12 protein-coding genes, 1 tRNA gene and 4 pseudogenes are annotated in these 13,032 nt (G+C 37.9%); 3 read left to right on the top strand and 14 right to left on the bottom strand.

All coding sequences use genetic code 11. The features are described 5' to 3' along the window. The 10 genes and pseudogenes from ACFILL_RS03195 to folE all read right to left on the bottom strand — a co-directional run. A pseudogene (locus ACFILL_RS03195) lies at window positions 1–230 on the bottom strand (late control protein); the annotation flags it as partial. Further along, window positions 221–475: a tail protein X gene (locus ACFILL_RS03190; protein ID WP_375643167.1), complete on the bottom strand. Its 255-nt coding sequence runs from the start codon at window positions 473–475 to the stop codon at window positions 221–223. The pseudogene ACFILL_RS03195 and the gene ACFILL_RS03190, both read right to left, overlap by 10 nt. After that, window positions 472–950: pseudogene (locus tag ACFILL_RS03185) on the bottom strand (phage tail protein). The gene ACFILL_RS03190 and the pseudogene ACFILL_RS03185 overlap by 4 nt, the downstream one beginning before the upstream one ends. 156 nt (window positions 951–1,106) lie before the next feature. Continuing rightward, a complete protein-coding gene (locus ACFILL_RS03180) occupies window positions 1,107–1,532 on the bottom strand; it encodes a hypothetical protein (protein WP_375643168.1) in 426 nt (141 codons plus the stop codon). 32 nt (window positions 1,533–1,564) lie between these two features. Then, a pseudogene (locus ACFILL_RS03175) lies at window positions 1,565–2,095 on the bottom strand (hypothetical protein); the annotation flags it as partial. Beyond that, window positions 2,095–2,281 (bottom strand): annotated as a pseudogene (locus ACFILL_RS03170) (Arm DNA-binding domain-containing protein); the annotation flags it as partial. The pseudogenes ACFILL_RS03170 and ACFILL_RS03175, both read right to left, overlap by 1 nt. A 658-nt stretch (window positions 2,282–2,939) precedes the next feature. Continuing rightward, on the bottom strand, window positions 2,940–3,446 hold the full coding sequence (locus tag ACFILL_RS03165; protein ID WP_273791370.1) for a hypothetical protein: 507 nt from the start codon (window positions 3,444–3,446) through the stop codon (window positions 2,940–2,942). Between the two features lie 137 nt (window positions 3,447–3,583). Then, a complete protein-coding gene (locus ACFILL_RS03160; RefSeq protein WP_375631276.1) occupies window positions 3,584–4,756 on the bottom strand; it encodes an alpha/beta hydrolase in 1,173 nt (390 codons plus the stop codon). Window positions 4,757–4,949: 193 nt separating this feature from the next. After that, window positions 4,950–5,034, bottom strand: a tRNA-Leu gene (locus ACFILL_RS03155). Window positions 5,035–5,171: 137 nt separating this feature from the next. Continuing rightward, a complete protein-coding gene (gene folE, locus ACFILL_RS03150; RefSeq protein ID WP_273791372.1) occupies window positions 5,172–5,783 on the bottom strand; it encodes a GTP cyclohydrolase I FolE in 612 nt (203 codons plus the stop codon). Between the two features lie 125 nt (window positions 5,784–5,908). On the opposite strand from folE, the gene ACFILL_RS03145 reads away from it, so the two are divergent. The 3 genes from ACFILL_RS03145 to thrS all read left to right on the top strand — a co-directional run bounded on the left by ACFILL_RS03145 (window position 5,909) and on the right by thrS (window position 8,776). Continuing rightward, window positions 5,909–6,337, top strand: a complete 429-nt coding sequence (locus tag ACFILL_RS03145) for an iron-sulfur cluster assembly scaffold protein (RefSeq protein ID WP_273791373.1) — start codon at window positions 5,909–5,911, stop codon at window positions 6,335–6,337. Beyond that, window positions 6,338–6,688: a membrane protein insertion efficiency factor YidD gene (yidD, locus tag ACFILL_RS03140; RefSeq protein WP_273791374.1), complete on the top strand. Its 351-nt coding sequence runs from the start codon at window positions 6,338–6,340 to the stop codon at window positions 6,686–6,688. A 111-nt stretch (window positions 6,689–6,799) separates the two neighbouring features. Beyond that, a complete protein-coding gene (gene thrS, locus ACFILL_RS03135) occupies window positions 6,800–8,776 on the top strand; it encodes a threonine--tRNA ligase (RefSeq protein ID WP_375643169.1) in 1,977 nt (658 codons plus the stop codon). A gap of 1,048 nt (window positions 8,777–9,824) precedes the next feature. On the opposite strand, the gene ACFILL_RS03130 is transcribed toward thrS, so the two are convergent. The 4 genes from ACFILL_RS03130 to plsX form a co-directional block, all read right to left on the bottom strand. Continuing rightward, window positions 9,825–10,328 carry a MerR family transcriptional regulator gene (locus ACFILL_RS03130; protein ID WP_273791376.1) on the bottom strand — a complete coding sequence of 168 codons (504 nt, stop codon included), beginning with the start codon at window positions 10,326–10,328 and terminating at the stop codon, window positions 9,825–9,827. 196 nt (window positions 10,329–10,524) lie between these two features. Then, a complete protein-coding gene (locus ACFILL_RS03125; RefSeq protein WP_273791377.1) occupies window positions 10,525–10,839 on the bottom strand; it encodes an integration host factor subunit alpha in 315 nt (104 codons plus the stop codon). 77 nt (window positions 10,840–10,916) lie between these two features. Next, complete coding sequence (locus tag ACFILL_RS03120; protein WP_375643170.1) at window positions 10,917–11,891, bottom strand: beta-ketoacyl-ACP synthase III; 975 nt, start codon at window positions 11,889–11,891, stop codon at window positions 10,917–10,919. A 49-nt stretch (window positions 11,892–11,940) separates the two neighbouring features. Beyond that, on the bottom strand, window positions 11,941–13,011 hold the full coding sequence (plsX, locus tag ACFILL_RS03115; protein ID WP_273791379.1) for a phosphate acyltransferase PlsX: 1,071 nt from the start codon (window positions 13,009–13,011) through the stop codon (window positions 11,941–11,943). Window positions 13,012–13,032 lie beyond the last annotated feature (21 nt).

Here is a 13,032-nt window from a genome sequence, read left to right as displayed (position 1 = left end):
ATAAATGCACTGATGCTGTTCTCATAACCAAAGATCACCTGTAGCGCACTATTGCTTGAGGGAACCTCTAAATCATTACCACTATCATCAAACTCTGCTTCAAATGTATCGGCTTCATTCCCGGCATGGTCCGTAATCGTTGCGGTTAAAAGACGCTGGTAAAAAACCTCATGAACAGGTTTGTCTCCCACCTTGACCACAATAAAAGGGTGTGTACGCATTAATCCCATAACCGCTTCACCATGCTTTGGGGATTAGACAACACAAATTCAGGCAAAATGACCTTTAAGCCCCGCGGTAAAAACACACCATATTTGGCAATCTCTGGATTAGCTTCCAGTGTGGCTTCTAAATAGCCTTTGAGTAAACCAGCTTGCCTCCGGTCTCCTAACACAGCCATGACATGGTGAAAGCAAAGGAGATCGAGGCTCATATCCTCTAGCTCTACAATAACGCGCTTTTTGGGTATCTTCATGGGGTAGGTTCCTCTTGGTAATACCCCATTTGATATTGTCTCTCTTGGTATTGTCCTTGTGGTTTTCCGCCATTAAAAAAGGGCAAGAGCGTAATGGAATAGCGGATGCGCTGGGATTGACCAGAGCGACTGATATAGTCATGGTCTTTATTGATCGTGGTGATTACTACGGGTCCATGGAGAAGGACACTATAGGTGGGGTATCATTGATCCAACGAAGCATCTGGACAGGCTTTGCTCTTCGGATAGTTGTAGTGATGGCATCTATCGCTACCCGGTCCCCAAATTCTTCTGGAAACCAAACTCCATGAATGGTCTTTGCATCATTGCCATAGCCGGTAAATTGCAAACTGGGGGACCTGCCAAAACACTCCATACAAACCCATGAGGCAGAAAGCTCTTCTTCAAAAGATTGGAAATTCAGCCAGTCCACATAAAATTGATGCGGACCTAACATCATCAAAGGATCTCTCATAGGCTCCCTCCCATTGATTGTATCCCTTCCAGCACGTCATCTCTTTCGAAACGTATCATTGCATCTCTCCTACCATTGCGCCCTCCTAGCACTTCATCCCTCCCCTCATTGTGTTCTTTCCAGCACGCCGTCTTTTCCCTTATTCTGTAACCCGTATCATTCTGTCCCGCCATACAGGGCATTAGCGCGTGCCCGTTGAATGGCATGGGCAACCGCACGACCAGTGACAACAGGATCACGGGCGCCATTGACATGCACCGTGACATTTTGATTGTGTGTGATGGTGGAGCGCTCTTTGCCTTTTGCTTCTGTGAAAGGGGAATTTGCACGCCCCGCCCCCGCAAATTGTGCTATGGGCTGGATTGGTGTTTTGCCCCCCAAAAAACTTGGCAAAAACTCTCTTACATCAATGGAACCAATCCACCCCTTCATGCGATGGGGCAAAGATTTACAAAAATCTGTCAGTTGTGAGATGGTGCCCATAAAACCATCGACAATCCAACTTGCTAAATCTTCGCCGGCTTGTTCCATACCAGCCTTGGCAGCATCAGAGAGCTTTTCGCGAACAAAAAAACTCTTCAACCATTGCCAAAAATTGGAAAGGCTTTGTTTAGCCCATCCCCAAAAGCTTCTAAATAAGCCGGCATTTCTTTGCCATACCAACTTTGCGACAATTGTACTTCCTTCACAAGCCCCCCATAACGCTGCGCCGTCTTTTCGGCTAAATAAGCCCCATTGCCCCGTGCATCCAAAGCGCCCCCCAACAAACGCGGCAAACTATTCACCACATAAAATAAAATTTCTCTTTGTTGGTCAAACGGCGTATTGCGCAATTCCACCATAAACCGAACACGGCGCACCAAATCTTGTCCCACTTCCATCACCACAATCGACGTCGCATCGCCCGATCTGGCAAGATCAACACCAAAAACATGTTGGCGCCGTCGGTCAAGCCCAATATGAAGAGGTTTTAAGCGCCCCTCACACCAATTAAAAGCAGCTTGACTTCGTTGATAATCCGATTGATTTTTTAAATCATCCACACAAGCAAAACGCAACACTGCAATGTCAGGCGCACAACAATTTTCAATCTGTAAGCGTATTAAAGCAGCCGCTTCTTGATCGGCTGGTATGGCATCTAATTTTTTAAATAGAGTTTCGTAACAGGACCAAGTCCCATTTCACGGCGCTTATTGTGGTGCGTATAGCGAAAAAACCAAGAGCGTGTATTGTCTTTTAGAACATTCAACCATAGCCCTGCCCCATCTCAATAATTTACCCTGTGAAGATGACTTGACGAATGATACTGATAACCAATGAATAGCCCTCACTTAACGCCCCTCTCGTCCACCTCTTAGATCACCTTTAATTTCTGATTTGAGATTTTTTCTTTAATACTTAATTTTTTATTGGAACATAAAAAATTATCTGCATCAATAGCTCTTGCACATATTTACATAACTTGAATCTTGTTGCAAAAGCCCGCTCCACCCTCTGGGGGTACCATATATTTTTTAATTACGTGTAGCTTATTCATTTTCCAAGTGTTTTTAAATCCAAGAGAAGGTAGAGATGAACGTGAATTTACAAAACATGTTATTTTTATCAAACTTCTTTTTTAATGCTTTAAATTCAGCTAATTTATACCAAGGAAAATATTAAAATTTAAGTTTCTAATGAATATACTAACAACTTCATAACATTGGCAAAATTATCCGGCGGGCTATTATTAAAAGAATCAGAAAGTTTTTTGTAAATTCTTTTCACAAACATTTTCTTCAATAAAGCCACCTGATTCATCAGCCTTAACTTTAGCAAAGATATAACCAAAGTCTTCTAAAGCTTTAATGCGATAAAGAGTGTGATTATAAAATACATGTGTTTCATTTTTTAAAGCAAATTCTTTTCTTTAAAAAGGTTATAGCCTTCTATCTAACAGCGTTGTTTGCTGTAAAATTCAAATTATCTATCTGCTCAACTAAAGAACTTTTATTGTTTAGCTTTTGTGCTTTTTTCAAAGAGATGTGGGCTTTCAAGAATAAGCTTTTCTCGTGCTTTTTGTAACTGTTTAATGACCTCATCAATCTTTGACGGAGAACAAAAAGATTCTTGGCTATTCAACAAATGCAGCCTCTCCTTTCCCTCATATAAACATTGCATCTGAGATTGAAGTATTCTAACTTCTTGAAAAAAAAGACGCCCTGTTTCCTTAAAACCATTATTAAGTGCAAAAAGTTGATCAGAAATGGATAGCAGAATTTGTTTTAAAAAACGCTCATTTTCTTGGCGTTTACGATATTCTAAAATAAGAGCATGGCTTATCTCATCTAACTGTTTTTTTGTAGAATCAATTTGACGCAATAAATTTGGTTTTTCCCCCATATCACCTTTTCTCACCTTCACAAGCATAGCATGAATGTCTAACAACTTAATTGCGGAATGAGATAAATAATCAACAACTGTAGGCGTATTAACATAGCGTTTCCGTGTGATCATCACAAACTCACCTAATGACTGTTTTTTACATTCATCCCGCTATTTATTTTTCATTTTACAAAACCATTCTAAAGAAAGTGCTAAAAAACATTACCTCCAATACATTATTTGATGGAGCTCCTTCTCTCTTTTCACTATCAACGTGGAATCCGTGGAGAGAGAAAACGTACAGGTGTATAAAGGATAAGATGTGTTGTTTTCTCCAACACACTACTACCATCAGCAAGAAGGGCTTGACTAGGTGACAATTCTGTACCTTGCATAATTGTGGAAGCTAAAGAACCTTCTCGAGAAAGAGCCATCAACGTTGGTGAAGATGCAAAGACATTGTGTGCTCCCCCATCCACATGAGAGAAATCAAGAACAGCTATTCCATTTTTACGCAACATTTCAATATCTGAGCCATCGCCCACACGATGATGTCCACCCGTAAGACGTCCTGAAACCGCGAGAGCTTTATCCGTTCTGGATACTAAAATAGCTGTTGGCTGCGGGAGTTTTTTTATATCATTAAGTTGGCGCTCAAATACATCAACATCAATATCGGGTGCAGCCATTAATAAACTTGTAATACGACGAATAGGCCTATATTTTCCCTGTAAAGCTAATGTTCTAAATGCTTCCATTATAACAAAATTGCCCATAGAATGTGCAATAACCGAAATTTGATCAGCATTGGTTTCACTAATAAGCGTTAAAAGCTCTATCAATCCGTCACGGGCAAAATTAGCACTATCACGATCATAAATATAAAGAGGAACAGATCCGGCAGAAGGCCAAGAATAATGCACAGCGACAACATTTAAAGAATAATCGTGTGTAAACTGTGCTGTACGAAATGTACCATCTGCAAAATTATTATTATACCCATGGATAAAAAGAAAAATTTCTCTTTTTCCTTTTGGCTTTTTTGCTAAAGCAGCATTTAATTGCTGTTTAAACTGTTCTTTATTATCGTATTTTTGCAATGCTACTGCTGCAAAATACTTATCATGTGTAGGTTTATACGCATTTATTTCAACAACTCCCTTTACATGTTGCTGAGGAATTCCTACGTCAACGCGATTATAATGAACTTTATTTGATCGCTCTGCACCATAAGGTTGAGCGTAATTATTTTGCATCATACGACTTGTTGCAACATACACTGGAACGATGGCTTTTGGAGAAACTGGTTTCCCTCCAACTTCCCTTTCTACGGCAGTCATAGAAGGTGTTGCATGCACCCCATGCCAAAGTACAGCACGTGAATCACTACATGCTGGCAATAAAGAAATACAAATAAGAAGTGTTAAATATCTCAGAATCATTATACTTCTCACTGCAATTTCACCCCACCTTATAAAAATATAACATTTCAAATGCATAGATAAAGTAATAAAAAACGAAACATTCTTAGAAACACACCAACAAATAACATACAAAAAAGATTTTTCTATAATACGTATAAATCCCCTCTCTCTAACATAACTTCATCTCATTATAGAGAGACTCACTGCTAACTGGTGCGGTCGAGAAGACTCGAACTTCCACGGGTTGCCCCACAGCGACCTCAACGCTGCGCGTCTACCAATTCCGCCACGACCGCACGTGGAAAGAAAAAACCTTGGTTTTTAGCCTTTAACAAATCATAAAGAAAGGTACAAGCCAATTTTCTTTTTCTCATAATTTATTTTATTCAGACCACTTATAACTTAATAGAGATTACGAGAAATATGGGCTCTACTATGACCTTTGAACCATCATCATAAAATGTGTTTGTGCCGCTTGATCTTTTTCATAATAACCATGAAAGTTTTTTGTAATTGTTGTAGAGCCCTGTTTTTGGATTCCTCTCATAGCCATACACATGTGCTCAGCCTCAATCAATACTGCTAAACCATGAGGCTTCAGATACGTTTTTAACGCGTGAGCCACTTGCGCTGTCATAGCTTCTTGAGTTTGTAAACGACGAGAAAAAATATCTACAACACGTACAATTTTTGAAAGACCAACAATTTTCTCATTAGGAAGATATGCTATATGTGCTTTCCCAATAATTGGGATCATATGATGCTCACAGTGTGAATAAAAAGGTATATTCTTTACGATTACGGATTCATTATATCCTGAAACCTCTTCAAAAACTGTACCTAAGGTTTCTTTAACAGATTGACTATAACCATTAAAAAGCTCGCGATATGCCTTGGCTATACGTTTTGGAGTATCTAAAAGCCCTTCTCTATTTGGATTTTCCCCTATCCATAAGAGTAATGTACGAATCGCTTCTTCCACCTCTTCAATACTCGGACGCTTTTCTTCAGATAAATTTGCGTCTTCTTTAACAACATTACGCATTCAAAAACTCCAAGCTTACTCTATACAAAGCATTTGCTCCATACCTATTTCATTTTGTATAATCTCTATATAAGCGAATTAAAAGTTTAAACAATCACGACTCTCAAAATTTCAGGCAATAGTGCATGATTGATAATATCTATAATGATAAAATACTTAAATATGCTGCACATATAGGCAAAATTGGGCGTCTTAATAATCCTGATGCAACATCAAGAAAACATGCACATCTTTGTGGCTCGACAATCACTGTAGATTTAAAAGTGGAAAATGGTATTATTACGGATTTTGCTCACGAAATACATGCATGTGTGCTAGGGCAAGCTTCGGCTTCACTTTTAGCATCTCATATCATCGGACAAACAACACAAGATCTTAAAATATTGCGTGAAGTTATCTACAAAATGCTAACGCAAAATGGTCCTTCTCCTCAAGCTCCATTTGAGGATTTTTCTTGCTTACAGCCCATTAAAGACTATAAAGTGCGCCATACAGCAACACTACTACCCTTTGATGCAACGATAGACTGCATTCAACAAATTGAAGAAAAATAAATGTTCAAATCACAATCTCAACAAAAAAAATTGACTCGAAATTACACAGGCACTTGGCAAAAAACACCCGGACGATTATTGGGAATTTTCTTAATACGTTTCTATCAAATAACACTTTCGAGCCTTATAGGCAATCAGTGTCGCCATGCCCCGACTTGTTCAGAATATATATATGAAGCGATTGCACGCCATGGGCTTTGGGCTGGTGCATGGATGGGACTCTTTCGTATCATGCGTTGTGGGCCCTTTGGAACAGATGGCTTTGATCCAGTACCTATTTCGCTTGGAAATTCTTGCTGTTTTTATAAACCTTGGCGTTACTGGAAAATTTCTGACAAACACAACAAATAATCCTTTTCTTTTTTCATATGTATTGATAAAAAATCAGTCTATAAGCTTTTTACTCAATTTTCACGAAACCATCCGCAATCGTTAGCGGAATTGGATTAAAAGGGTGTTTTTATGTCTTGCTCTATTTCTCTTTTTTTTCCCGATGGTTCAAAACGTAATTACCCCGCCGAAATGACAGGCTTGGAATTAGCAGAATCTATTTCTAAATCACTTGCAAAAAAAGCAGTCGCCTATAGTCTTGATGGTATCACGCGAGACTTATCGGATCCATTGGGACAATCTGGTCAAGTAGAGATTATTACCCGAGAAGATTCACGCGCTCTTGAGCTCATAAGGCATGATTGCGCCCATGTCCTTGCTGAAGCAGTACAAGAACTCTTTCCTGAAACGCAAGTAACAATAGGTCCTGTTATTGAGAATGGATTCTATTATGATTTTGCACGCCAACAACCTTTTACATTAGATGATCTCACTGTTATTGAAAAGAAAATGCGTGAAATTATCCAGCGCAATAAACCTTTTAGAAAAGAAATTTGGTCTCGTGAAAAAGCGAGAAAAATTTTTTCTGAGAAAAAGGAATTTTATAAAGTTGAACTTATTGATAGCATTCCTGAAAATCAAGATTTAAAAGTTTATTATCAAGGGGAGTGGTTTGATCTTTGTCGCGGACCGCACATGCAATCTACAGGGCAAATTGGGAATGCTTTCAAATTAATGAAAGTTGCAGGAGCTTATTGGCGTGGCGATGCCAATAATCCAATGCTCACGAGAATTTATGGAACAGCATTTGCAAATGAAAATGACTTAAAAGCCTACCTCCATATGCTAGAAGAAGCTGAAAAACGTGATCATCGCCGCTTGGGACGTGAGATGGACTTATTTCACTTTCAAGAAGAAGGGCCAGGAATGATTTTTTGGCACAAAAAAGGTTGGAAAATGTTCCAAAATTTAATCAGCTATATGCGTAGACGCCTTGATGATCATCAATATGCTGAAGTTAATGCACCACAAGTTCTCGATAGGTCACTCTGGGAAATATCTGGTCATTGGGGCTGGTATAAGGAGAATATGTTCAAAGTAATTCCAGCAGCAGAAGATTCAGATCATGGGAATGTTTATGCCCTTAAACCAATGAATTGCCCTGGTCATGTTCAAATTTTTAAACATGGTTTAAAATCTTATCGTGATTTGCCTATTAGACTTGCTGAATTTGGACTTGTTCATCGTTATGAGCCTTCAGGCTCTTTACATGGTCTTATGCGTGTGCGTGGTTTTACACAAGATGATGCGCATATTTTTTGTACTGATGAACAATTAGCCGATGAATGTCTCAGTATTAATGATCTTATTTTATCAACTTATGCTGATTTTGGTTTTAAAGAAATTAGTCTTAAGCTTTCAACACGTCCAGAAAAACGAGTTGGATCTGATGCATTATGGGATCATGCAGAAAGTATCATGGAATCTGTCCTTAAAACGATTGAAACAAAATTTGCAGGACAAATCAAAACAAGCATCCTTCCGGGTGAAGGAGCATTTTATGGTCCAAAATTTGAATATACATTAAAGGATGCTATCGGTCGTGAATGGCAATGTGGAACAACACAAATAGACTTTAATCTTCCTGAACGTTTTGGTGCATTCTATATTGATAAAGATTCAGAAAAACGTCAACCTGTTATGATCCACCGTGCTATTTTTGGATCAATGGAGCGTTTTCTTGGTATATTAATCGAAAATTTTGCTGGACATATGCCACTTTGGCTTTCTCCTGAACAAATTGTTGTTGCAACAATTACATCCGAAGCAAATGAATATGCCAAAAAAATAACAGCAAAACTTAAAGCTATTGGGCTTTCCGCAACAATAGATCTCCGCAATGAAAAAATTAACTATAAAATACGAGAACATTCTTTACAAAAAGTCCCCGTAATTTTGGTATGTGGCAAACGTGAAGCTGAAACAAACAGCGTAAATATGCGCCGCTTAGGAAGTACAAATCAAACCCTTTTATCTGTAGAAGATGCAATTAAACAACTCTCAAATGAGGCAACACCTCCAGATTTGCAACGTGTAATAAATGCATAATATCACAGAAGATGGTAATACGTTAATTTTTTTACTATAAATCTTCAATTTTTGTACAAAATGAAATAATTTGATATTGTAGTGTTTTTGTTTCATGCACAACTACCTATCACCAGAAAGAATCGCGTGCTCTCTCTACAAGGTGGTTTGGTGAAAAAGTTGAATGTAAGCTATGAGCTGTTTAAATGCAAACAACATAGACAATTGAATATTAATAATAACATTAATCTTTTACTTTTATAATGAAAAGATGCTGCTACTATCATGGATAGATCATTACGATAATTATAGCAACATCAAGCAAGAAGGCTGAAAACAAGATTATATTTATTAATAAAAAATATGTAAAATTAGCTGAACAATGATATGTCTTATTCGTAAGATAAGCTCTTATAAAAAGACAAGATATTGATTTATAATGGTAATATATCGTTATTCATATTAAATAAGGTTTCGAATATCATAAGCTTCTCTCGTTTTAAATATGTTTATGTTGAATCTATCAAAATCATTTGCTTGCACGAAACAAGCAGAATGAGTGTGTGGATAAAAGTTATTGAGAAAGAACTTTTAAAATGCCCACAATGAACCGCCTAAAGTGCTAAGGATTGTTGCAATCATTGAGGACCGACTATAACTATAATGATGATGCTGACTTGCTTCTTTATAAATGTAAAAATAGCAGTACTCAACGAGTTTACCATTAATCATTCACAAGGCATTATAGTAAAATAAGATTAAGAAGCCTTAAGAAACATCTCTTTAAAACAAGCACATGAATTGGTAAGCCAATGGCATTATACATCCCGCAATCTACACTGATGAGATATTGCCTTAATTTTTATAAAGCTAAATCAAAGAAAAATGGCAAAACTCAGCGTTTATTCTTTCTCCTCTTCATATTTTACCAAATTAAAAACTCTTATAAAAAACTCGTTAAATATACATATACGATACATGACCACTCGTTGAACGTATTAAACTCTGAGCATATCCATAAAACGTCTAAATATCTACGAAACACATATAAAATAAAAAAATATTATTATTATCGTGCTCTATCAAGAACACGCTTACATTCAATGAGTTCAAACAGAATCTCTTGTAACAATGCTTTATCAGTTTTATCTTTGTAAAGATTCACAGAACCGACAGATGTTTCTCCTTCATTCCTCATGAAACTCAAAAGCCCAAAAGAAGATTTCTTAGGCTTATTACTAGCATTTTCAGAAGTTTGTCCTGCATGTTTCTTTTCTATGACCACATTCATAGCATCAAGATCACCATTACCAAATGCAGTCACAAAAGCAACACCATTTTCTTTCAAAAGGCGTTGCACACCTTTTATCGTATAACCCTGATCATATAGTAACTGCTTAATACCATTGAGCAAATCAACATCGACAGGGCGATAATAGCGCCTTCCTCCCCCACGTTTCATTGGTTTAATCTGCCTAAAACGTGTTTCCCAGAATCTTAAGACATGCTGCGGAAGCTCCAATAACTCCGCTACTTCGCTAATTGTGCGAAAAGCATCAGAGCTTTTATCCATTTTGCAACACCTTATTTAAAACAAAATAAATTACTTCACAATGACTCATTCTGTCTCAATTTCTCAACAAGATTAGTCAAAAATAAGACCATCATTGACAACTTACTCAACAGTCTTTTTCTAAAAAACAAAGACCCTTATTTTATACATTTTTTTAACAAATACCAAACATACCATGGCATTTATTTATGAGATATCATTTTTTCTGTTTTGCACGATGCGAATCTAAAATTCTCTGTTTAAGGACATTGGCAGCCTTAAACGTCACAACACGTCGCGGCGGAATAGGTGCTTCAACACCTGTTTTTGGATTGCGTCCAACACGTTCATTTTTACTGCGAACCTGAAAAGTTGCAAAAGAAGATAATTTAACCGCTTCACCTCTTACAAGTGAGTTGCAAATCTCATCCAAAACCAATTCGACTAAAGCTGCTGATTCAGTATGTGACAAGCCCACTCTTTTACAAACTACGCTCGCTAAATCTGCACGCGTTACTGTCTTACTTGTCATTATAACCACCTATTAAAATATTTAAAATTACAAAATGACTTATACGTTTTCTTGAAATATGGTCAAGTAGCCATAATTTACCAACGAATAAGAATTGCTCCCCATGTAAATCCACCTCCCATGGCTTCTAACATGATAAGATCTCCTTCTTTTATTTTTCCATCGCAAACAGCTGTTGTTAAAGCCAACGGAACTGATGCGGCAGACGTATTACCATGTTGATCAACGGTAATCACAACTTTATCTAGTGAAATTCCCAACTTTTTAGCAGATGCTTCAATAATGCGCTTATTAGCCTGATGAGGTACAAACCAATCTAGTTGTGAAGAATCCATACCTGCAGCTGCAAAACAATCATCAACCACATCCGTTATCATACCAACAGCATATTTAAAAACTTCTCGTCCTTCCATACGCAAATAGCCTGTCGTTTGTGTTGTTGAAGGTCCACCATCAACATATAGCTTATCTATATAAGCACCATTAGAGCGCAGTTTTGTAGACAATATACCACGCTCAAAAGCAATAGTCCCCTCAATTTCTTGAGCTTCCAAAATAGCGGCACCCGCACCATCACCAAACAAAACACATGTCGTACGATCTTCCCAATCTAAAATTCGAGAAAATGTATCGGATCCAATAACTAAAATTCTTTTAGCCGCTCCACATCGTAAATAAGAATCTCCTGTTGTTAAAGCAAAAATAAAACCAGAACAAACAGCTTGAATATCAAAAGCAAATCCATGGCTCATTCCCAAAGCATGCTGAATTTCAACAGCAGAAGCAGGAAAAGTACGATTCGGGGTGGACGTTGCTAAAATAATACAATCAATGTCTTTTATTGTAAGACCAGCATTTATAAGGGCGGCTTGCGCAGCCTCAACTCCTAAAGAAACAGTTGTTTCATTTTCACTGGCAATATAACGTTGGCGTATTCCTGTACGCTGAACAATCCATGAATCTGACGTTTCAACAAACTTTGCAATCTCATCATTTGATAAACTTCTTTTTGGCAAAGCACTTCCTACACCACGTATAATTGAGCGAATCATTCAGCTCTTACCTTTTCTTCAAATTTTTCATTTCTATTATAAGAGCTTATCATAAGGACTCTCCATTCATCACCGCTTCATCTTCTTGGTCAAGAAGTGTTTCTTTATTCTCATGAAACCGCCGTAAATCAGCCGTTATTTTTTTTAAAAGTCCATTATTAACCATTTCATAACCAACGCGGATAGCAGAAGCAAAACCATTAGCATTGGCACTGCCATGACTTTTTATAACAACACCATTCAAACCTAAAAGCACTCCTCCATTCACCCTATCGGGATCCATTTTATGTTTCAGTATACGAAAAGCACCTCGCGATAAAAAATAACCAAGAGATGTTAAAAAAGAACTGCGCAGTGCAGAGTTTAAAATCTCTCCTATCTGTCGCGCGGTTCCTTCTGCGGTTTTTAAAGCAATATTACCAGAAAACCCCTCTGTCACAACAACATCGACCGTTCCTTTTCCAATGTCATTGCCCTCAACAAATCCTTTATATTCCAATCCTTCTAATTGCACTTCACGCAATATCATTCCTGCTTTTTTTATTTCATAAAGTCCTTTAACCTCTTCCACCCCCACATTTAAAAGCCCAACACTTGGTCTTTCAGTGTGATATAAAGCGCGAAACATACCCGCTCCCATAACCGCCAAATCAACCAACTGACTAGCCGAGGCACCTATTGTTGCTCCAATATCTAAAACGATACTCTCACTGCGCAGTGTTGGCCAGATACCCGCAATACCAGGACGCTCAGCCTCTGCAAGCATTTTCAAACAAAAATACGACATGGCCATAAGTGCACCCGTATTACCAGCAGAAATGCAAGCATCAGCTTCACCATTTTTTACCGCTTCAATGGCGTACCACATTGATGATTTACCACGTCCATTACGAAGTGCTTGGCTTGGCTTTTCATCCATGCGTGTATAACTTTCTGTAGGGCAAAAGCGCGATACAGAATCCAAACAGGGATATTTTTTTAAAACCGGACGAACAGCCTCCTCTACTCCATAAAACAGAAAATAAATATTTGATAAATATTTTTGTACAATTGCTGCTCCTGCAATAGCTGCTTCTGGACCGTAATCACCGCCCATGACATCCACAGAAATTCTAATCACGCTTGCATATCCCACATCTTT

It is taken from the genome of Bartonella sp. AP20NXHL (assembly GCF_042196165.1).
In the GTDB taxonomy this organism is placed as follows: Bacteria; Pseudomonadota; Alphaproteobacteria; order Rhizobiales; family Rhizobiaceae; genus Bartonella.
The sequence above is the reverse complement of the archived record's forward strand: the minus strand, read 5'-3'. Positions and strand labels throughout refer to the sequence as shown.